We start from the raw sequence: 21,320 nt of genomic DNA on the forward strand, positions 1-21,320 counted from the left end.
GGTGCCCTTGCCGGGGCGTTCGCCTTTTCCAGGACGCTTCGCCCGGGGAAGGGGGGGGGTAGGCTAGCGCTCCATGGCGCGGGCGATGAGAGTGCGCAGCTCGTCGATACCGTCACCCTTCTCCGACGAAGTGACCACCATGGGTACGCCCCGGGGCAGGTCGAGGGCCTTCTTGATGGCGGCCCGCTGCTTCTGCTGCTGTTGCTTCGACAGCTTGTCGGCCTTGGTCAGCACAATGGCGAAGGGCAACTCCGCATCCTGCAGAAAGCGCACCATGTTGCGGTCGAGCGCCGAGGGATCGTGACGGATGTCGATGAGCGACACCACCAGGGCGAAGTCGCGGTCCTGGTTGTAGTAGCCCTCAATGAGGTCGCTCCATCGGCCCTTCTCGGATTTCGACACCTTTGCGAAGCCGTAGCCGGGCAGATCCACCAGATCGCGGCCGTCCACGTCGTAGAAGTTGATGGTGGCTGTCTTGCCGGGGGTGGATGACACCTTTGCCAGGCCCTTGCGGTACATAAGCTTGTTGAGCAGCGACGACTTGCCCACATTTGAGCGCCCTGCGAAGGACACCTCGGGGCCGGTGGACGCGGGCAGCTGCGCGGAGGTGCCGTAGGCGGCCTTGAACGATGCGGTATGGAAGTTCATGGGGGCTCCTTCGGGGATGGGACGGTATCGCGTGTTCGGGCGTGGCGGTGCGGTGCCGCACGGCGTGCACGGCGAATGGCCGCTCGCACGGACGGGTAGCACTGCTCTCTCGCGCGGGTGTCAGGCGCTGCTCGCTCGCGCGGGTGCCCAGCGGCGGTCGCCCGCGTACGGACAGTCAGCTTGAAAACGACCGTTTTCGAGGCCTCTTCGCCTCATGACTCGTATTTTGGCTTGAAAACGACGAGTTTGGAACCGAAAAGCGATTGAAATCGGCTGCGATAATACACGAGCAGGGAAAATGCTGCGTCAGTAATACGCTTTACGTTGAGAATCGAGCCTTCGGGTACCAAAACCGTCATTTTCAAGCCATTTCGCGGCCAACAAGGCGGAGAATGGTTCCATTCATGGTAGCCGAAAGACGAACCACGCAAGGATGGGAACAGCGGAATGGCAGAAAAAGGACGCAGCGACAAGTTGGAAGTGGCCCGTATCACGGGCGTGCAGGGGATTCGGGCGGCCATGGCGCGTCTGGCCGACGACGAGGCCGAGGTGCCGCTACCCACCGACGAGGTGGATGCCCCCCGTCCGGTGAAGACCTGCGCCGTCTGCGCTGCCGACAATGACGGCGCCCGCGACGCCTGCTGGAACTGCGGCGCCTCCCTGCAACGTCGGCGGTAGGCGGAAAGGCCTCCGCCCTCTTCTCCGTTCGGGTTTGCGGAAGCCCCGCTTGCATTGCTAGAACGCCGCTCTCCAGGCGGGGAAAGCTCTCCAGACGGGCGCGGGCCTTCCTTTGGGGAAAATCACGGCTATAATGGGGCAATCAATTCGCGGTCGGGGGCGGGCGACGGGCGCGGTCGGTGCGGGGGCACGGGCCGATGCGGGCGTCTGCGGGCCCGGCCGAGCAAGCCGCGAGCATTCGAGGGAGAGCCATGAAAGCCTACAATCCCCATGAGATCGAGCCGCGCCTCCAGCTTGCCTGGGAGGAAGCGGGCCTGTTTTGCGTGCCGGAGAACTCCGACGCGCCGAAGAAGTACGTGCTGGAGATGTTCCCATACCCCTCCGGCGACATGCACATGGGGCACGCGAGCAATTACACCTACGGCGACGTGGCGGCCCGCTACGCGAAGATGCAGGGCTTCGACGTGCTGCACCCCATGGGCTGGGATGCCTTCGGTCTGCCCGCCGAGAACGCGGCGGTGAAGCACCACAGCCACCCGGCTATCTGGACCTACCAGAACATCGAGACCCAGCGCAAGAGCTTCACGCGCATGGGCTTTTCCTACGACTGGGACCGCAAGGTGGTGGCCTGCGATCCCGAGTACTACCGCTGGGGCCAGTGGATCTTCCTGAAGTTCTGGGAGCGCGGATTGGTGGAGCGCCGCAACAGCCCGGTGAACTGGTGCCCGAGCTGTGCGACGGTGCTCGCCAACGAGCAGGTCATCGAGGGGCGCTGCTGGCGGTGCGACTCCGAGGTGGAGAAGCGCGACCTGACCCAGTGGTACTACAAGATCACCGATTACGCCCAGGAGCTGCTGGACGATCTGGACCAGCTTGAGGGCTGGCCCGAGCGCGTGAAGCAGCAGCAGGCCAACTGGATCGGTCGCTCCGAGGGCGCCAATGTGGACTTCATCCTGTGCGATTCGCAAGGGAACGCTCCGGCCGAGCCGACGGAAGACGATATCATCACCGTGTTCACCACTCGCGCCGACACGCTGTTCGGCTGCAGCTTCTTCTTGCTGGCCCCCGAGAGCAAGCTGGTGCCCCAGCTGGTGGCCGGCACGGAATACGAGCAGCCCGTCATGGAGCTCGTGGAGGCCGCCAAGAAGGTGACCGCCGTGCAGCGGGCCCAGGGCGACCACGAGAAGCACGGCGCCTTCACGGGCCGCTATGTGGTGAACCCCATCAACGGCGAAAAGGTGCCCGTGTGGGTGGCCGACTACATCGTGGCCGACTACGGCACCGGCGCCGTGATGGCCGTGCCCTGCGGTGACACGCGCGACTTCGAGTTCGCCCGCAAGTACGACCTGCCCATCGTCCCCATCATCCTGGGCGACGACGACCCGCTGTATCCGTCGTTGAAAGACGAGCAGAACCGCGTGGTGACCGAGGTGGACTGGCCGGAAGCCTACGCTGCCGAGGGCACCCTTGTGCAGTCGGGCCCCTACACCGGCATGACCGGCGGCAAGCACTCCGAGGGCGAGGCCGCCATCGTGGCCGCCCTGGAGGAGGCGGGCCGCGGCAAGCGCACCGTGGAGTTCCGCCTGCGCGATTGGCTCATCTCCCGCCAGCGCTACTGGGGTAACCCCATTCCCGCCATCCACTGCGAGACCTGCGGCGTGGTGCCGGTGCCCGAGGAGGATTTGCCCGTGCGCCTGCCCGAGGATATTGACCTGGCCGCTGGCGAGACGCTCGCCACCCACGCGGGCTTTGCCGAGTGCACCTGCCCGGTGTGCGGGAAGCCTGCCCGGCGCGAGACCGACACCATGGACACCTTCACGTGCTCCAGCTGGTACTACATGCGCTACACCGACCCGCACAACGAGCACGGCCCCTTCGATCCGGCGAAGGCCAACGGCTGGATGCCCGTGGACCAGTACATCGGCGGCATCGAGCATGCCATCCTGCATCTGCTGTACAGCCGCTTCTTCACGAAGGTTCTGCGCGATCTGGGTATGCTCGACTTCGACGAGCCCTTCACGAACCTGCTGTGCCAGGGCATGGTGCTCGATGCCCACGGCGAGGTGATGAGCAAGTCCAAGGGCAACGTGGTCTCTCCCGAGGCCATCATCGCCGAGTACGGCGCCGACGCGGTGCGCACCTACACGCTGTTCCTCGGGCCGCCCGAGAAGGAGAAGCTGTGGAACGACGACGGCCTGCCGGGCATGTACAAGTTCCTGAACCGCCTGTGGCGCCAGGTGCACGACCTGGCGGGCAAGGCCGGCGATGAGACGCTCTTCCAGCAGAAGCCGTCCGACGAGGCGGCCGTGGCCGCGGCGAAGAAGCTTGTGCGCGAGCGCCATCGCGTGGTGCAGAAGGTGAGCGCCGACATCGAGCGCAACAACTTCAACACCGCCATCGCCGCCATCATGGAGCTGTCCAACGCCGCCGGCGAGTACCTGCGCGCCTTCAGCCCCGACACCCGCGCCGCCTGCCCCGACCATCGGGCGCTCGACGCCGATGTGGCCGAGACCCTCGTGAAGCTCATGGCCCCCATCGCGCCGCATATCACCGATGAGCTGTGGCGGGAGGCCCTCGGCCGCGAGGGCTTCCTCTACGGAGAGCCGTGGCCCACGTTCGACCCCGAGCAGGCCCGCGCCGACGAGGTGGAGCTGGCTGTGCAGATCTGCGGCAAGCTGCGTGCCCGCATCATGGTGGCCGCCGACGCCCCCGAGGCCGATGTGCTGGCCGCAGCGCGCGAGGCCGTGGCCGATGCCATCGAGGGCAAGGCGGTGAAGAAGGAAGTGTACGTGCCCGGCCGCCTCGTGAACATCGTGGCTGTTTAGCCCGCTGAGCGCTCTTTCCCGCTGCGAATGCGATGAAAGAAAGAGCGGTGGAGCGCGCACAAGAGCCTCACGCCAGCTTGCTTGTTGCTGGCGTGAGGCTCTTCCTTTGCCTATCGCGCTCTTCGCGGGGCGCTCAAAGGTCTGCGCCAAGGGGCGCCCCTCCCGTAACGGGAAGATGCAACGAGCGTTCGGGCGCGGGCCCTAACGGCCGGGGCGAGGGAGGGGGCGGGAAGGGCCCTGGCGGTAGAAGGCGTGTTGGCCGGCGAGGTTCGCGCCGGCCTGGCGCACGACGATCTTGCGGATGCGCAGGCCGAGGCGGTAGGCCCGGGAGCGGATAGCCTCTCCGTAGGCACCGAGGAGGTGCTCGGTGGCGGCCACGTCGTCCACGTAGAGCCGCAGCCAGTAGCTCTTCTTCCCCTGGGTCTTGCCGTCCCGGCGCGATCTGGTGTCAGTGGACTCGCGCAAGAGCACCTCGTCCAGGGCCGCGCCGCGCACGGACTCAAGGAAGGCCCAGGCCTGCTCGGTGTCCTCGAACACGAGGCACACCGCCTTCTTCACCGTGTCCAGGGCCCGGGACTCGTCCTGGCCGCGCCAGGGGCCGCGGGCGCTCCCCCCGCTTATCGTGGGCTCTTCGCGCCCAGCGGCTATCTCGGGGAAGAGCTTGCGGGCGCGCATATCCCACTTGGCGGGAAGGAAGCGCAACTCGTCCACGGAGAAGCCCTCGTCGCGCAGGGTTTGGAGAAGCACCGATTGCCAGGCATCCACCTCGGTGCGCACCATGGCATCGTCCAGATAGATGCCGAACACCCACCAGTCGCGGTCGCGGTCGGGACCGCGGCGGGGGCGCTCGTCCTTGGCGATGAAGATGCCGTTGGTGTGGGCCAGGATGAGCCGGGCCACTTCCGGACGCATCCGCCATGTGCGCTCCACGGCGGCGCGGTAGCGCTCTTTGTTGCGGGCCCGCTTCATCGCGCGGGCCGCCTCTTCGCCGAGATTGGCGACAAGCATGTCCAGTTCAGTCGAGATGGTCTGCACCGTGTCTCCTTAGGTGAGGTCGCCCGGGGCATCGAGCGAGACGGTCTCGCCGCCTGTGTCCACGGGAAGTCGCAGCAGGGCGGCCAGAAAGTCCTTCGTGCGGGCCAGGGCCTCGCGCATGCTGTAGCGGGCCTGGTCGTTGTAGGCGCCCTTGTCGCAGGCCACGCCCCAGGCCTCCATGCCCAGGCAGTCGGCGGCGAACATGGCGCGATAGAGGTGGTAGGCCTGGGTGGCCACGATGATGCGCTCGGCTCCGAAGACAGAGCGGGCCCGGTACATGGACTCGTAGGTTCCCACCCCTCCGTGGTCCACGTACACATCGTCGCTGGGAACGCCCAGATCGACGCAGAAGGCCTTCATGGCATCGGATTCGTTGTAATGGGAGGAGCGGTTGTCGCCGCTGACGATGATGGCCCGCGCCGCACCGGAACGGTACAGATCCACGGCCACTTCCAAGCGATCGGCCAAGATGTCGCTCGGGGTGCCGTCGGGATGCACGCTGGCCCCCAGCACCACTACGGCATCGGCCGGCCGCCCTTCGAGGAGCTCGGCGGTCTGGGCCACGGTGTGCACGTTGCCGCGGGTGGCGCCCACGGTGATGACGTTCGCCGCCACGACGACTACCGCCAGGGCCAGGGCTGCGAAGGCAAGCGCCCGCAAGCAGCGGGCGGCAAGCGACGGGCGGTGGGCGCGATCGTGGGGCACGGGGCACCTCCTGGGCGGACGACGGTTGGGAAGGCGTTCACTATAGCAAATTTGGGCCGCCTCGGGGGTCATCGCGGAAATGCGCAGATAAAGTCGGCGTTAACTTGGTATACTACCGTGATGGAAACCGTTGCCTTACCGTAACGTTCCCCTCAACTGTTCGGTACCCTGCGAAGGACGCCTGTCATGTACCATTGCTCGGTCAACTTCTGCCTGGTCGGCCTCAGCGAAGAGGCGGCCCACATTGTGGAGAGCACAGCTCCGCTGCCTCCGTTCTCCCATAGCTACCAGCGCACCGCCGTCCCCGATGCCGCCTTGACGGCTCGGGCCGATGCGCTGTTCGTGGACGTGACAAAGCACGATGCCGCCGCATGGGCCGAGGAGCTGTGCGCGGTGAAGAAGCCGGCGGCCACCATGATGGTCATTGCCCGCCACGAGCAGGTGGAGGCGCTGGAGCCCTTCTTCAATCGCATTTCCGACATTTGGATCGCGCCGCTGTCTCCGGCGGAATTCTCCTATCGCTACAACCATTGGCAGCGCGGCTGCAAGCGCTACGCCGATTCCTGGGAGACGGCCCAGTACCTGGAGGCCACGATCAATTCCATTCCCTGTCTTGTCTGGTACAAGTCTGCCGACGGCATTCACCATAAAGTGAACGATGCCTTCTGCGGCACGGTGAACAAGGCCAAAGGCGATGTGCAGGGTCGCGGCCACGCCTATATTTGGGATGTGGAGGCCGATGACCCGGCGTGCATCGAATCGGAGCGCCAGGTTATGGAAACCGAGTCCACCATCGTCTCCGAGGAGGTGGTGCAGACCGGCGACGGAACGCGCCTGCTCACCACCTACAAGTCGCCCCTCTACAATATCGACGGCTCGGTCATGGGCACCGTGGGCGTGGCCATCGATGTCACTCAGGAACGGGCCTACGAGAACGAGATCGTCGACAAGAACCGCACCCTCGAGACCATCTTCACCTCCATGGAATGCGGCGTCATCACCCATTCCCACGATGGCCGTCGCATCATCGGCATCAACCAGGCGGCCTTGAACATCCTCGGCTATGACTCGGAGGAGGAGCTGCGGCGCGAAGGCTTCGACATGGTAGCCCCCTCGGTGCTGCCCGACGATGCCGATCGGCTGCGGGCGAGCATCGCCACGCTGAAGGCCGTGGGCGATTCGGTGAGCACCGAGTACCGTGTGCGCCACGACAACGGCGACATCCTGCACGTACTCGGCAACGTGAAGCTCGTGGAAAGCGACGGGGAGCTGCTCTACCAGCGCTTCCTGCTGGATTACACCGATAAGAAGCTGGAAGAGGTGCAGAAGGACCGCTATCAGCGGGAGCTCATCCACGCCCTGTCCGAGGACTACCTGCTCGTCTGCTCCTTCGATCTGGACAGCGGCGAGGGCATTCCCCTGCGCGTGGCGGCCGAGGAGGAGCGCGGTCTGGACAAGATCTTCTTCGGCTCGCTCGTGTTGGAGGAATGCCTGGGCGCCTACATGGACCAGATCGTCTGCGAGGAGGATCGGGCCATGGTGCGGGCGTCGCTGTCGGCCGCGGCTCTGCGGGAAGAGCTGACCGAAGACAAGCGCATTCATGTGAACTACCGCACCCGACGCGGCGACACAGTGGAGTACTGCCAGGTCACCGCCGTGCGCACGGGCAGCTGGCCCGAGCATCACAATATCGTGCTCGGCTTCCGCAGCGTCGATATGCAGACGCGCGACGAGATGAAGCGCCGGGCACTGCTGGAAGAGGCCCTCGAGCGGGCCAACAAGGCCAGCGCCGCCAAGAGCGCCTTTTTGTCAAATATGTCCCATGACATCCGCACGCCCATGAACGCCATCGTCGGCTTCACCGCCCTGGCCGGCAGCCGCATCGACCAGCCGGAAAAGGTGCGGGAGTACCTTGACAAGATCCAGTCCTCTTCCACCCATCTGCTGAGCCTCATCAACGACATCTTGGACATGAGCCGCATCGAGAGCGGCAAGGTGGCCCTCGACGAACAGCCCTGCAACCTCACGGTGCTGCTGGACGATCTGTACAGCATTATCCAGGCCGAGGCGAGCGCCCGCCAGTTGTACCTCACGGTGAACGCGGAGGGCATCGAGCATCCCAACGTGCGCTGCGACAAGCTGCGCATCAACCAGATCTTGCTGAACCTGCTGGGAAATTCCCTGAAGTTCACCAAGGCCGGCGGCTTCATCAAAGTGCATGTCACCGAAGTGGACGGTGCGCCGGCGGGCTACGGCCGCTACCGCTTCACGGTGTCGGATACGGGCATTGGCATGAGCTCCGAGTTCGTGGAGCACATCTTCGATCCCTTCGAGCGGGAGCGCACGAGCACCATCAGCGGCATCCAGGGCACGGGCCTGGGCATGTCCATCACAAAGAACCTCGTGGACATGATGCACGGTACCATTGCCGTGGAAAGCGAGAAGGATGTCGGCTCCCTGTTCACCATCGAGCTGACGTTGGCTCTGGGGTCGGGTGCGGGCGCGGTGGCGGTCCCGGCTCCGATGACGAGCCTCGGCTCCGATCACCGCATGCGCGGCAGTCGCATTTTGCTCGTGGACGACAACGATCTGAATCGGGAGATCGCCATCACCCTGCTGGAGGACGAGGGCTTCATCGTGGAATACGCCGTGGATGGCCAGCAGGCCGTGGATGCCCTGCGCGAGGCCGGTCCCGACCACTTCCAGCTAGTGCTTATGGATGTGCAGATGCCGGTTATGAACGGGTATGAGGCCACCAAGGTCATCCGCCGTTTCGAGGACGAGCGCCTGGCGGCCATTCCCATTCTGGCCATGACCGCCGATGCCTTCGAAGAAGACCGCCAGCGGGCTTTGCGCTGTGGCATGGACGGCCACCTGACCAAGCCCATTGAGATGGACAAGCTCTTCGCCGCCCTCGATTTGATGCTGGCCTAGGAACGCCGCGTCCGGAGTCGGGCTGGAGCGGCGAAGCGCGGGCGTTCCGGCCGGAGCCGTCCTCTCCGCTCGGCTCCGGCATCCTAGCCGAACTGCTCGAGGGCGACGTCCTTGCGAACGGAGATGCGCAATTCCCAGCAGTTTCCCAGATTGTAGGCGTAGAAGAGGGGCGCCTCGGTGCCGCCGAGCACGTTGCCGAGGGGCACGTCGGCGGCCGAGTACAGCTTGAGGCAGCGGCTGATGAGCGGATCGCGGCTGCGGAAGAGGGCCGGATCCTCGTAGCGGTTGCTCCCGTGGCTGAAAAAGTAGTTGTGGGCGCCGTCCCAGCCGAAGAGGTCGGCTATGAGGGCGTGGAGGTCGGCCAGGGAGTCGTCGGCGCGTACCGTAGCGCAGCGGAACAGGGCCGGATCGGTGTCGGCCAGCTCGATGACGAGATCGAGAGATGCTCCCCCTTCGGTGGCCCGTCCCGTCCCCTGGGCCTTTGTGCGCGGATCCACCGGAAATCTGATGATCTTCGCTGCCATGGCCTGTTCCTTTCAATGGGATCGAGGTTGGCTTTCGCGCATTGTAGCAATTCTTTTCCCAACTTGGCATCCGACGGTTGAAATAGGGAAAAATTCAGGGTCTATCAGGGGATAATCGGCTATTTATGTTGAGTCAACAGGTCAGGGAATTGGGGAATTGATGATCGTTCTCGTTCGCGAATTCCGACCGGGCGCGAAGGGTATAATTTTCGGCAGTACTCATGAGCAAACCCGAGGGAGGAGCGGCGTGGCCCGGCAGAAGGCGAGGACGAGCAAGGCGGATGCGACGCGCCGCCAACTTCTGGACGCGGCCCTTTCCGTTATTGCCGCGCACGGTTACTCGGGGGCCACGGTGGATCGCATTGTGGAGGAGGCCGGTGTCTCCAAGGGCGTCGCCTACTACCATTTCTCCAGCAAGGCCGATATTGCCGAGAGCATTCTCGTGGAGGGCATCGGCGAGCTCATCACCTCCTTCGAGACCATTGCCGCCGAAGCGCCCACGGCCACCGACGCCCTCATTGCCATGGTGGAGCTGTTCGCTTCGGTCATCTTCGAGAACGACGCTTTCGGCCGCTTCTTCGTGGCGGAGCTGTGGCGCCCCGGGCGCGCCTGGTCCGAGGCCATGCGCGGTCACGAGCAGCGCCTGCTGGCCTTGCTGCAGGCCCAGCTCGAGCGCGGCCAGCGCGAGGGTACGGTGCGTCCCGAGATTGATGCCGCCTTCGAGGCCGTGGCCCTGGTGGGCATGGTGCTCACCACCACACTCTATTACATCGGCGAAGGGGACGATCTGGCCGAGGCCCGGAGCCGCTTCGTCGAGCGCATTCGCGATTTCGTGCACCACGCCAATGCCGTTGCGCCATAGCGAGCCGCATTTGCCCCGCAGGGCGGCACCCATCGGGCGCCGGGACGGTTTCGCGGTATGCTAGGGACGGTATTTGAACCTGGGTTCCGCGAAATGCGAGAAGGAGCGCTCCATGTACAAGATCCACTGCCTGAACAACATCTCGCCTGAGGGCCTGGCCCTGCTCACCGACGAGTACGAGCTGACCGATAACGTGGAAGAGGCCGACGCTATCCTGGTGCGCTCCGCCGATATGCACGCCATGGACATTCCCGCAAACCTGAAGGCCGTGGCCCGCGCGGGTGCTGGGGTGAACAACATCCCCCTCGATACGTTCGCCGAGGCTGGCATCGCCGTGTTCAACACGCCGGGAGCCAACGCCAACGCCGTGAAGGAGCTGGTGCTCGCGGGCATGCTGCTGGCGAGCCGCGACATCATCGGCGGTGTGGAGTGGGTGCGCGCCAACGCCGACGACGAGAACGTGGGCAAGTCCGCTGAGAAGGCCAAGAAGCAGTTCGCCGGCGGTGAGATCATGGGCAAGACGCTGGGCGTCATCGGCCTGGGGGCCATCGGCGCCAAGGTGGCCCAGGCCGCCGAGGCGCTGGGCATGAAGGTCATCGGCTACGATCCGGCCATGGACGGCATCACTGTGCACGAGAAGGTTTCCCCCACGGTGGAGTTCGTCGACGACCTGGCCAAGCTGTACCCGGTCTGCGATTTCGTCACCATCCACGTGCCGGCGCTGCCCGCCACGAAGATGATGATCAACGGCGAGGCCCTGGCGCAGATGAAGGACGGCGTGGTGTTCCTGAACTTCTCCCGCGACGTGCTCGTGGACGATGGGGCCATGGCCGCCGCCCTGGAGAGCGGCAAGGTGGCCGCCTACGTGACCGACTTTGCCAACCCGGCCGTGGTGAAGATGGAGCGCGCCATCGTCATCCCGCACCTGGGCGCGTCCACCGCCGAGGCCGAGGACAACTGCGCCAAGATGGCCGTGGAGGAAGTCATGGCCTACCTGGAGCGCGGCGAGAAGATCCACTGCGTGAATATGTAGGAAGCGGCATCCTGTCTTGCGACGGCGGGCGGTGCGGGGAGCTTCCTCTCGCCTGTTGACGGTCTGAGGTTGGGGGCAGTCTTCGGGCTGCCCCTTTTCTTATGGCTTCCTTGCGACTTCAGAACGGTGGCAGAAGAGCAGAGACACTATATTTACGCTTGAATTTACGCTACAATTTCTTCCAGTCTAGTAAAGGAGGCTGCAATGACAGTGTTGACGGCTACGGCAGCAGAGGCTCGAACTAATTTCTCACGCATTGCCTCGGCGGTAAGCGAGACGGGGGAGCGTGTGACGGTGTTTAAGAACTCGAAGCCTTGGGTGGTGATTGCGCCCGCCGATGAGGTGGATGCTGACTATGTTGAGCTGGTGCGGAGCGGCATTCTCGAAGGTCGCGAGCAGATCGCGTCGGGTCTTGGCATCGAAGGCACCGATGCTCTTCGCAAGACGGTTGCCGAACTGCGAGCCCAGCATGACTAAGATGGTTTACTCGCCGCGGTTCGCCCGGGAGCTCTCCCGAGTGACCTCTGCGCGAGTGGATCAGAAAATCTACGACACCTTGGATATCATCGAGGCTGTTCCCTCCATTGGCTCGCGGAATATTCCCCGGATGATCCAAGTAGAGTTTGGGGAAGGTGTCCTTAAGATGGTCGTCGATCCCTTCGATATTTTCTACGAGTATTTCGATGCTCTCGATACGGTGTACGTCTATACCCTTGTTTTTCAGCGACAGGCTCGTTGAAATAGCGGGAAAATCATTTTTTGGAGGTTGGTATGAGCATGGAGCGCCCTTGTGTTTTGGTGGGTGTGACCGGATGTATTGCGGCCTATAAGGCCTGCGAGATCGTGCGCGGGCTGCAGAAAGCGGGCGTGCGGGTGAAGGTGGTCATGACCGAGCACGGCACCCATTTCGTGGATCCGGTAACTTTCCGGGCGCTGACCCACGAGAAAGTGGCCGTGGGGCTGTTCGACGATCCGAGCGACCCCATCCACCACATTTCGCTGGCCCAGGAGTGCGATGTGTTCCTCATCGCGCCCTGCACGGCCAACGTGATGGCGAAGGTGGCCTGCGGCATTGCCGATGATCTGCTGTCCACTACGGCCCTGGCGACGACCGCGACGTTGGCCATCGCGCCGGCGGCCAATGTGCATATGTACGAGGCCGCGGCCACCCAGGCGAACATGGCCACGCTGCGCTCGCGCGGCGTGCGCTTCATCGAGGGGGATGCGGGCTATCTGGCCTGCGGCGATGTGGGACGGGGACGCTTGGCCGACCCGGCCGTCGTCGTGCGCGAGACCCTGGCGTTGCTGGCCGAGCGGGTGGGCGAGGAAGCCCTGCGGGCAGCCTGCGAGCGGTATGGGGAGGTGCCGTTCGCGTCGGTGCTCGAGCAGGTGAACGCGGCCCGCGAGACGGCAGCTCCCGCGGAAGAGGCGGATGTGCCTGCGGGGGTCGAGATCGATCCCGACGACGCGGCCGCCACCGCGCCCTGTGCTGCTGCGGACGCCGCGACTTCCGGTGGTGCGGATGCGCCTCAGCCCGGTGCCGTGGCCGATGGCGCGGCTGCCATGCCCGCCGGCGCCCTGGCCGGGCGCACGGTGCTCGTGACGGCGGGCCCTACGGTGGAGCCCATCGATGCAGTGCGCTACATCTCCAACTACTCTTCGGGCAAGATGGGTTACGCCATAGCCGAGGCCGCGGCAGCCGCCGGAGCGCGCGTGGTGCTCGTGTCGGGGCCGGTGGCCCTCGCCGCGCCGGCGGGTGTGGAGGTAGTGCCCGTGAAGACGGCCCGCGACATGCTGGCCGCCGCCTCCGAGGTGTTCCCCGCCGCCGACGCCGCTATCTTCGCGGCGGCTGTGGCCGACCTGCGTCCGGCGAATCCGGCTGACCGCAAGCTGAAGAAGGGGCGCGACGATGCGGTCCTGGCCAACGTGCCCCTCACGGAGAACCCCGACATTCTGGCCACCTTGGCCGCTGGGAAGCGCCCCGGTCAGTATGTGGTGGGCTTTGCCGCCGAGACCAACGATGTGCTCATGAACGCCCACGCCAAGCTGGTGAAGAAGAACGCCGACATGATCGTGGCCAACCAGGTGGGCGATGGGCTCGCCTTCGGCACCGACGACGATGAGGTGTGGCTGGTCACGGCCGACGACGAGGTGCTTTTGCCCCTTATGAGCAAGCGCGCTGTGGCCGGTCGCCTCGTGGAAGTGGTGGCGGCCCATCTGGCCTAGCCATTACGCTTCCGTAAGCAACCCCAGGTTTTTCGCGAAAGCGTCCCGCAGCCGGGGCGCTTTCGCTATGATGGTGCCCGAACGAGAAAGGGGCATTATGCGCGTGCTTTTGGTGGAAGACGACGGCGCCATCGTGCGCACGCTGTCGGAGCTGCTGGCCGACGAGGGGTTCTCGGTGATTACCGAGGCGACCCAGGACGGGGCCTGCGCTCGCCTGGCCGCCGAGAGCTTCGACATCGCGCTTTTGGACGTGACTCTGGCCCAGGGCAACGGGTTCGCCGTGTGCGCTGCCGCCCGGGAAGTGGCGCCGGACATGCCGGTCATCTTCCTGACTGCCTCCGACGACGAGTACTCCACCGTGGCCGGCCTGGACATGGGGGCCGTCGACTACATCGCCAAGCCCTTCCGCGCCCGGGAGCTGGTCTCGCGCATGCGCGGGGCCCTGCGGCGCACGAGCCCCGCCGACAACGTGCTGACTATGGGCGATGTGCGGCTGAATGTGACCTCGGGCGCCGTGACCCGGGGTGGCACCGAGGTGTTCCTCTCGGCCCTGGAATACCGGCTGCTGCTCTACTTCTTGCAGCACAAGGGTAAGCTCGTTACCCGCGAGATGCTGCGCGACGCCATTTGGGACAGCGCCGGCGAGTACGTGTCGGACAACGCCCTGAACGTGTACATCAAGCGCTTGCGTGAGAAGGTGGAGGCTGACCCGTCCGATCCGCAGATCATCGTGACGGTGCGCGGGCTCGGCTACAAGGTGGGGGCATAGGGTGGGCTCCCTCTCTACGCTGCTGCGCCAGGCGGCGGTGCTGGCGGCCCTCTGCGCGGTGCTGGCGTGGCTGGCCCCGACCGATGCGAAGCTGTGGGTGGTGGCCATGGGGCTGGTGTCTCTCGGGCTTTTCTGTGGCATCTCGCTGTACCGCCATCGCCAGATCATGCGCCTGGCGGCCGAGATCGACGAGGTGCTGCACGGCGGCCGGCGGGTGGACTTCTCCACGTGCCGCGAGGGCGACGTGGCTATTTTGACGAGCGAGCTGGCGAAGATGGTCGCGCGTCTGGGGCGCACGCGTGACCAGTTGTCCCACGAGCGCAACGCCCTGGCCGACGCCCTGGCCGATGTGTCCCATCAGATTCGCACGCCGCTTACGGCCATCGGTCTCATGCTGCCCCTCATCGAGCGCACCGACGACGGGCGGGAGCGTCGTCGCCTCGTGCGCGAGCTGGAGGGGATGCTCGACCAGGTGTCGTGGCTCGTGACCACGCTGCTGAAGATCGCCAAGGTGGATGCGGGCGCCATGCATGTGGAGCGGCGCGAGGTGCTCGCCGGCGAGGTGGCCCGCCGGGCCGTGGGGCCCTTGGCCACGGCCATGGACCTGCGCGACGTGAACCTAGTGCTCGACCTGGATGAGGCTGCCACCTTTGTCGGCGATGCCCCGTGGAGCGCCGAGGCCCTGGAGAACATCGTGAAGAACTGCATGGAGCACACTCCTGCCGGTGGCACCGTGACCGTGACCGTACGGGAGGACGCCCTGGCTACCACCTTGGCGGTGAGCGACACGGGCCCCGGTATCGCGGCGGAGGATCTGCCCCACATCTTCGAGCGCTTCTACCGCGGTCGCGACGAGGGGGCTCGGGGTGCGGAAGATTCAAGGAACGCGAACGGCCTTCAGGGCGGGGAAGGCGCTGATGCGGAAGACGTGCGCCAGCCCGCCGGCTTCGGTATCGGCCTTTCCCTGGCCCAGGCCCTCATCTCGGCTCAGGGCGGCACGCTGCGGCCCGCCAACAATCCCGAGGGCGGCGCCCGCTTCGAAATCGCCTTCCCGAAGCTGGTAGTGTAGGGGCTTCTCGTCTGTGCCCCCTCGTGGTTGGGTGTGTGCGGCCCCTCCGATTCGCCGTGCTTTTCGCTTACACTTCCGTAATGGGCGCGTTATGGGGCGGCAAGGGGGCTTGCTCATACTGTTCCGTAGATTGGGAAATCAGGAGAAGAAAGGCATTCGGTATGGATATTCTCACCGTCAGCCACTTGACGAAGATCTACGGGGAGGGCGAGGCGGCCACGCGGGCCTTGGACGATGTGTCGTTTTCCGTGACCGAAGGCGAGTTCGTGGCCATCGTGGGGTCGTCGGGCTCGGGCAAGTCGACGTTGCTGCACCTCATCGGCGGGGTGGATCGGCCCACGTCGGGCCATGTGCTGCTGAACGGCGCCGATGTGTACGCGCGCAGCGATGAGGAGCTGGCGGTGTTCCGCCGCCGCGAGGTGGGCCTGGTGTACCAGTTCTACAACCTGGTGCCCGTGCTGAACGTGGTGGAGAACATGACGCTGCCCGTGGCTCTGGACGGCCGCACCGTGAACCAGGACCGTCTGGGCGGCCTGCTGGACCGGCTGGGTCTGCGCGGCCGCGAGGGACATCTGCCGCGCCAGCTGTCGGGCGGTCAGCAGCAGCGCGTGGCCATCGGACGAGCCCTCATGAATGCGCCGGCCGTGGTGCTGGCCGATGAGCCCACGGGCAATCTGGACACGGCCAACAGCCGCGAGATCATGCAGCTGTTGCGCGACTCCAACCGCGACTTCGGCCAGACCATGGTGGTGATCACCCATGACGAGGAGATCGCCCTGGCCGCCGATCGCATCATCGCCGTGGAGGACGGCCGCATCGTGCGCGATGAGAGGATCCGCCGATGAACGCCATGACCACCTTCACCATCAAGAGCCTGCGGGCCAACAAGGTGCGCACGCTGGTGACCATTGCCGGTGTGGTACTGGCGGCGGCGCTGCTGACGGCGGTGCTCACCAGCTACACGAGCTTGCAGGCCATGCTCTACGAAGCCGAGACGCGCATAGCTGGCACCTGGATGGCCGAGGTGCAGGGTGACGACTTCGACGGTCTGGCTGCACAGGCGCAGGAGGCCCAGGCTGCAGGGCAGGTCAACGATGTCGCCTACCTGCGCGACGCCGGGTTCGGCGAGCTTACCGAACAGCAGCAGAACTCCTTCGGCCGGTATCTTCGCCTTGCGGATTTCTCGGGCGACATAGAAACGCTGTGCTCCCTGCGGCCGAGCGAGGGGCGCTTGCCCGAGAAGGCCGGCGAGATCATGCTCTTCGATACGTGGCGCACCGCCGGCGACGGCGTGGAGGTGGGCGACACTATCACGGTGCCCGTAGGCGAGCGCGTGGCGGTGCTCGCTCCGGGGCGCACTGGCTCGATGACCCACGGCGAGGTGCCGGCGAGCGGCGGTTTCGTCGGCGGGATGGAGGCTGCCGAGGACGAGATCGCTGAGGGCACCGTGCTTGATTCGTCCATAGGGTATTTGGATGCCGCCCTCGACGGCGGCATCTTCAACGAGGAGCTGCGCGTTACGGGCGAGCGCACCTATACGGTGGTGGGATTCTACGACAATATTCCCTATGTCGCCTCTCACGGCTACGGCATGACGGCCTTCACCTGCGATTCTCCGGACGATGAATTGACGGGGCTGAATCGGGCCTATGTGACCATGGCCGGCGTGGACAGCACGGCCGCGGTGGAACAGCGCATCGAAGAGGCCTTCCCCGACCGCTATGCCGAGTTGCACATGGGGCTTTTGCGCTATATGGGCGTGCGCACCGACGGTGCCATTTGGGACACGTTCTTCAATATCGCGGCGGTGCTGGCCGTGGTCATCATCGTGGCCTGCGTGTCGCTCATCTACAACGCCTTCGCCATTTCCGTGGCCGAGCGCACCGGCCAGTTCGGGCTTTTGGCCTCGGTGGGGGCCTCGCGCCGGCAGCTGCGTCGGGCCGTGGCGCTGGAGGCGCTTATCGTGGCGGCTGTCGGCGTGCCGCTGGGGCTTGTGGTGGGCATCGGCGGCTGTGCGGTGACATTTGCGGCCCTCGGCCCGTCGCTGGCCACGATCTTCGGCGCGGCCGAGGTGGGCTTCAACCTGTCGGTGGCGCCGTGGGCTCTGGCGGTGGCGGCCGGCCTCACGGTAGCCACAGTGCTGTTCAGCGTGTTCGTGCCCGCTTGGCGGGCGAGCCGGGTGAACGTCATCGATGCGCTGCGCGGCAACCAGTCGGCCCGGGCTTCCAAACGCGGGGCGGCGCGAGCGGCGCGGGCGGCCAACCCGGCCAAGCTGTGGCGCGGCCGCGGCATCGCCGGGCGCGTGTTCGGCATGGGCGGCCTTCTGGCGCGCATCAACGAGAAGCGTGGCGCGTCGAAGGGCATGGCCGCTTCGGTATCGCTGGCCCTGGCCATCGTGCTGCTCATGACGGCCGGATCGTTGTCCACGTTTTTGGGGACGCTGACGAAGGTGGCCGGCGGCCCGGTTGATGCGGGCGATGTGGGCGTGGTGGCGATGTTTTCGGACGATACGGCACCGGGCGGGGATGGGGCCGAGGGCGCGGACGCGGCTGGCAATGCGCCCGGAGCCGAGGGCGCGGACGCTGGCGCTGCTGATGCGAACCCGGCTGCCCTGGCCGATGACGGGCCCCTCACCTTGGAGGCCGTGGTCGAGGCCCGTAACGCCCGCTTCGCCGAAGAGGCCGCGGTCTACGGAAAGGCCTGGGAGGTGCTGAAGACGACGCCGGATGCCGAGCCGGTGGGCTGGCGTCTGGATGGGGGCGTGCCCCTTATCGTGCCCGAGGCCATGGTCGGCGATGCCTTCAAGGCCGATGGGGCCCTGCACGGGGGGCAGATGGCCGACGGCTCCTTTGCCGTGATGGGATCGGTGGTGTACTTGGAAGACGCGGCGTTCGACCGCTGCGTTGCCGACGCGGGGCTGAACCCCGCCGACTTCCGCGACCCGACTGAGCCGCGGGCCCTGGGGGTGGGGAAGGCCTATGGGAACAACGGCGCCGTGTACGAGCTGCTCGACGTGCTTACGGCTACGGGCACGGTGCAGGCGCTGACAGCCGGCCTCTACGAGGGCGAGGTCGTGTCCGGGTTCGCCGTGGCCTATGAGGCAGACGGCGCGAACGGCGCGGGCTTCGGCTTTGTGCCCTACGTGTTCGAGCCTAATGGGGCTGACGGCGGGATGACGCGCAACCTCGATCCGGCCGATGTGGAGACGGCCACGACCCCCGTAGAGGTTGTCGCTGTGCTGGGCGAGGCTCCCGAGCTGGTGGGCATGTACGGAGAATCGGTGCAGCTCATTGTGCCCATGTCCCTGGCGGCCACCCACAGCCTCGGTATCATCGACCCCACCTTCCGCGCCTCCTTCGACGCGCCAGAGGGCCGTTCGGGCGAGGTGGGGGACGACTTGGTGAACGCGGCGGGCACCTTCTTCCACGACGAGGCTCCCTTCGAGGTGGCGTTCCTCGCCATGAACGACTATGCGGGTGATGTTGCCAGCAACCAGACGCTGGCCATGGTCGTCAACGTGTTCTGCCTGCTGTTCACGGTGATTCTGGCGCTCATCGCCATGGCCAATGTGTTCAACACGGTGACCAACGGGCTCATCCTGCGCCGCCGCGAGTTCGCCGTCATGCGGTCGGTGGGGCTTTCCAACCGCCAGTTCCGCGCCATGATCGTGGACGAGTGCGTGGCCTGGTGCGCTCGAGGCCTCGTGCCGGGCGTGCTGCTGTCGCTTTTGGTGTCCTGGCTGCTGTGGGTGGCGGTGTCCGGCTCACTGTCGGGCCTTTCCTTCATGGTGCCCTGGGCCTACGTGGCCCTGGCCTTCGCCATGACCGCGGCGGCCGTGGGCATTTCGGTGGCCTACGGCATGCACCGCTGCAAGGCCGACAACGTCGTGGAGGCCCTGCGCATGGACAGCGTGTAGGAGTCCATTGCGGCTATGCGGGCGGCAGCCGCGAGCGTGCCGCCCGGGCCCCGAGCCGGCAGCTGCCTCTATGCTGCTGCCGGCTTCTCTCCTCGCTTGCGGTAGCCGTAGCGGCCGGAAAGGGCGATCATGAGCGTGGCGGCCACCAGGCAGGTGAGCGCGTCTCCTATGGTGACCGACAGCCAGATGCCGTCGATGCCGAACAGCATCGGCAGCACGATGACGGCCGCCACCTGGAAGACCAGGGTGCGCAGAAACGAGATGAGCGCCGAGACCAGGCCGTTGTTGAGCGCCGTGAAGAAGGCCGAGGCGTAGATGGCGAATCCCATGAACAAGAAGCACAGCGCGTACAGGCGATAGGCCTTGGCGGTCAGCTCCAGCAGGGCGGCGTCGTAGCTGACGAAGATGGCCGACAGGGGCGCTGCGAGGGTTTGGCCGAGCAGGAACATCACCACGCTGGCCACGGCGATGAGCCCCAGGCTCTTCCACAGAAGCGAGCGCATCTCGGTGTGGTTCTGCGCTCCGTACTGGAAGCTCATAAGCGGCGACGAGCCGATGGAGTAGCCCATGAACACCGCCGCGAACACCATGGCCGTGTACATGATGACGCCGTAGGCCGCCACGCCGTCCTCGCCGATGAAGCGCAGCAGCTGCCAGTTGTACAGGATGCCCACCATGCTCATGGCGATATTGGTGACCATCTCCGAGGAGCCGTTGGCGCAGGCCTTCCCGATGACGGGCCAGCGCAGGTGCGGGCGCACGAAGTACAGGGGCGTGGAGCGCTTGCGCGCGAAATACACGAGCGGGATGCCACCGCCGATGAGCTCGCCGATGTTGGTGGCCAGCGCCGCGCCCACCAGTCCCCAGCCGAACAGGCCCACGAACAGGAAGTCGAGCACGATGTTCGTCACCCCGGCCGCCACGATGACGTAGAAGCCGTACTTGGGCTTGCCCGCTGTGACGAAGAAGCTCTGGAAGGCGTACTGCAGGATGAAAAACGGCATGGAGATCATCATCATGCGCCCGTAGAGCGTGGCGTCTTTGGCCATTTGCCCGGTGGCGCCGAGCACGGCCGCGGTGGGCTCCATGAAGAACCAGCCGCCCACGGCCAGCACGCTGCCCAGCACGAAGGCGAAGATGATGAGCAGCGAGAAGTGGCGCCGGGCGCGGGCATTATCGCCTTCGCCCAGGGTCTTGGCCACGAGCGCGCTGCCGCCGGTGCCGATCATCATGCCGAAGGAGGCGAGCATCATCACGGGCGGCAGGATGAGGTTCACGGCAGCCAGGGCCGTCTTGCCCGCGTAGTTCGACACGAAGAAGCCGTCCACGATGGTGTAGCACGAGGTGAAGATCATCATGGCGATGGTGGGCAGCGTGAACCGGATGAGGGCGCTGGTGGAGAAATGCTTGGACATATCCACGGACATGGGAAAACCTTTCAGAGTAGTGCGATGGTGCGGGGGGGGGGTGCCAGGGCCGGCGGGCGGGGCGCGGATCGGGCGCTCGGCGGGCCCCGAGCGAACGGGCGGGCGCCGGCTAGCGGAAGGAGAGGGCCGACAGCCTTGTGTCGAGCGCGTCTATGTAGCGCTCCATGGCCCCCGTGAGCCAGCGCTGCTCCTCGTCGCTGAAGATGGCCACGGCGTCGCGCTCGGCGGCGAGCACGGCGCGGATGGGCTCCGCGTATTCGCTGCGGCCGCGCTCGGTGAGGAAAGCGCGCATCGTGCGGGGGCTGTCACCGCGCAGGGCGATGAGCCCCTTGGCCTGCAGGCGCTTCACCGACGAGTGCACGGTCTGCTTCGAGGAGAACCCGCGCTCGCACAGCTGCTTCTGGGTGAGGCCGTCTTCCTCCATGAGGGCGTATAGGATGTCGAAGGCGCAGTCGGGCAGCCCCATGCGCCAGGCGGTCTGGCGGTACAGCTCGTCGGCGCGGTGGTAAAAGTCGTCGATGGCGCGGATGGTCTCCGCGGTGCGCTCCGGAGTGGGGGCGGCGCTGGTCTTCGGTGCGGCGGTCATAGGTTCCCTCGAAAAGAAATGGTCTGATTTCGGACTAACGAGTTCGCTAGTATAGTCCGAAATCAGACCAAGACAAGAGATTC

Annotated in this window: 18 protein-coding genes; 12 read left to right on the forward strand and 6 right to left on the reverse strand. The window is 65.7% G+C overall.

Translation table 11 applies throughout. The features are described from left to right. Positions 1 to 63 precede the first annotated feature (63 nt). Positions 64 to 648: a ribosome biogenesis GTP-binding protein YihA/YsxC gene (gene yihA, locus AAK988_RS02495; protein ID WP_151431551.1), complete on the reverse strand. Its 585-nt coding sequence runs from the start codon at positions 646 to 648 to the stop codon at positions 64 to 66. A gap of 447 nt (positions 649 to 1,095) precedes the next feature. On the opposite strand from yihA, the gene AAK988_RS02500 reads away from it, so the two are divergent. Both AAK988_RS02500 and leuS read left to right on the forward strand, forming a co-directional pair. Then, complete coding sequence (locus tag AAK988_RS02500) at positions 1,096 to 1,326, forward strand: hypothetical protein (protein WP_369872730.1); 231 nt, start codon at positions 1,096 to 1,098, stop codon at positions 1,324 to 1,326. A gap of 251 nt (positions 1,327 to 1,577) precedes the next feature. Next, the gene (gene leuS, locus AAK988_RS02505) at positions 1,578 to 4,151 is read left to right on the forward strand and encodes a leucine--tRNA ligase (RefSeq protein ID WP_369872731.1); all 2,574 of its coding nucleotides are present in this window, start codon (positions 1,578 to 1,580) and stop codon (positions 4,149 to 4,151) included. Positions 4,152 to 4,352: 201 nt separating this feature from the next. On the opposite strand, the gene AAK988_RS02510 is transcribed toward leuS, so the two are convergent. Continuing rightward, positions 4,353 to 5,186 (reverse strand): hypothetical protein, encoded by an 834-nt coding sequence (locus AAK988_RS02510; protein ID WP_369872732.1) that lies wholly within the window; start codon positions 5,184 to 5,186, stop codon positions 4,353 to 4,355. 9 nt (positions 5,187 to 5,195) lie between these two features. Further along, positions 5,196 to 5,891, reverse strand: a complete 696-nt coding sequence (locus AAK988_RS02515; protein WP_369872734.1) for a SanA/YdcF family protein — start codon at positions 5,889 to 5,891, stop codon at positions 5,196 to 5,198. Between the two features lie 186 nt (positions 5,892 to 6,077). Between AAK988_RS02515 and AAK988_RS02520 the strand changes: the two genes are divergently transcribed. Further along, positions 6,078 to 8,825 (forward strand): PAS domain-containing hybrid sensor histidine kinase/response regulator, encoded by a 2,748-nt coding sequence (locus tag AAK988_RS02520; protein ID WP_369872735.1) that lies wholly within the window; start codon positions 6,078 to 6,080, stop codon positions 8,823 to 8,825. An 83-nt stretch (positions 8,826 to 8,908) separates the two neighbouring features. Here AAK988_RS02520 and AAK988_RS02525 read toward each other — a convergent pair whose 3' ends face one another. Next, positions 8,909 to 9,349, reverse strand: coding sequence for an IS1096 element passenger TnpR family protein (locus tag AAK988_RS02525; RefSeq protein WP_135970207.1), 441 nt, complete (start codon positions 9,347 to 9,349; stop codon positions 8,909 to 8,911). A 247-nt stretch (positions 9,350 to 9,596) separates the two neighbouring features. Between AAK988_RS02525 and AAK988_RS02530 the strand changes: the two genes are divergently transcribed. The 9 genes from AAK988_RS02530 to AAK988_RS02570 all read left to right on the forward strand — a co-directional run bounded on the left by AAK988_RS02530 (position 9,597) and on the right by AAK988_RS02570 (position 19,224). Continuing rightward, positions 9,597 to 10,211, forward strand: coding sequence for a TetR/AcrR family transcriptional regulator (locus AAK988_RS02530; RefSeq protein ID WP_369872736.1), 615 nt, complete (start codon positions 9,597 to 9,599; stop codon positions 10,209 to 10,211). Positions 10,212 to 10,323: 112 nt separating this feature from the next. Next, positions 10,324 to 11,244 (forward strand): 3-phosphoglycerate dehydrogenase, encoded by a 921-nt coding sequence (locus tag AAK988_RS02535; RefSeq protein WP_369880345.1) that lies wholly within the window; start codon positions 10,324 to 10,326, stop codon positions 11,242 to 11,244. Positions 11,245 to 11,448: 204 nt separating this feature from the next. Beyond that, on the forward strand, positions 11,449 to 11,721 hold the full coding sequence (locus AAK988_RS02540) for a type II toxin-antitoxin system Phd/YefM family antitoxin (RefSeq protein ID WP_016309613.1): 273 nt from the start codon (positions 11,449 to 11,451) through the stop codon (positions 11,719 to 11,721). After that, the gene (locus AAK988_RS02545) at positions 11,714 to 11,983 is read left to right on the forward strand and encodes a sirohydrochlorin cobaltochelatase (protein WP_369880346.1); all 270 of its coding nucleotides are present in this window, start codon (positions 11,714 to 11,716) and stop codon (positions 11,981 to 11,983) included. The genes AAK988_RS02540 and AAK988_RS02545 overlap by 8 nt, the downstream gene beginning before the upstream one ends. 32 nt (positions 11,984 to 12,015) lie before the next feature. After that, positions 12,016 to 13,470, forward strand: a complete 1,455-nt coding sequence (locus tag AAK988_RS02550) for a bifunctional phosphopantothenoylcysteine decarboxylase/phosphopantothenate synthase (RefSeq protein ID WP_369880348.1) — start codon at positions 12,016 to 12,018, stop codon at positions 13,468 to 13,470. 97 nt (positions 13,471 to 13,567) lie between these two features. After that, the gene (locus AAK988_RS02555) at positions 13,568 to 14,239 is read left to right on the forward strand and encodes a response regulator transcription factor (protein ID WP_286143369.1); all 672 of its coding nucleotides are present in this window, start codon (positions 13,568 to 13,570) and stop codon (positions 14,237 to 14,239) included. A gap of 1 nt (position 14,240) precedes the next feature. Beyond that, complete coding sequence (locus AAK988_RS02560; RefSeq protein WP_369880349.1) at positions 14,241 to 15,308, forward strand: sensor histidine kinase; 1,068 nt, start codon at positions 14,241 to 14,243, stop codon at positions 15,306 to 15,308. Between the two features lie 161 nt (positions 15,309 to 15,469). Next, positions 15,470 to 16,153 (forward strand): ABC transporter ATP-binding protein, encoded by a 684-nt coding sequence (locus AAK988_RS02565; protein WP_016309608.1) that lies wholly within the window; start codon positions 15,470 to 15,472, stop codon positions 16,151 to 16,153. After that, positions 16,150 to 19,224 carry an ABC transporter permease gene (locus AAK988_RS02570; protein ID WP_369880350.1) on the forward strand — a complete coding sequence of 1,025 codons (3,075 nt, stop codon included), beginning with the start codon at positions 16,150 to 16,152 and terminating at the stop codon, positions 19,222 to 19,224. The genes AAK988_RS02565 and AAK988_RS02570 overlap by 4 nt, the downstream gene beginning before the upstream one ends. A 68-nt stretch (positions 19,225 to 19,292) precedes the next feature. On the opposite strand, the gene AAK988_RS02575 is transcribed toward AAK988_RS02570, so the two are convergent. Together AAK988_RS02575 and AAK988_RS02580 are read right to left on the reverse strand one after the other, a co-directional pair. After that, entirely contained in the window at positions 19,293 to 20,651 is a 1,359-nt protein-coding gene (locus AAK988_RS02575) for an MATE family efflux transporter (protein WP_369872742.1), read from the reverse strand. 109 nt (positions 20,652 to 20,760) lie between these two features. Then, a complete protein-coding gene (locus tag AAK988_RS02580; protein WP_369872743.1) occupies positions 20,761 to 21,237 on the reverse strand; it encodes a MarR family winged helix-turn-helix transcriptional regulator in 477 nt (158 codons plus the stop codon). Positions 21,238 to 21,320 lie beyond the last annotated feature (83 nt).

Origin of the sequence: Adlercreutzia muris, assembly GCF_041223505.1 — a bacterium.
Taxonomy (GTDB): Bacteria; Actinomycetota; Coriobacteriia; order Coriobacteriales; family Eggerthellaceae; genus Adlercreutzia; species Adlercreutzia muris.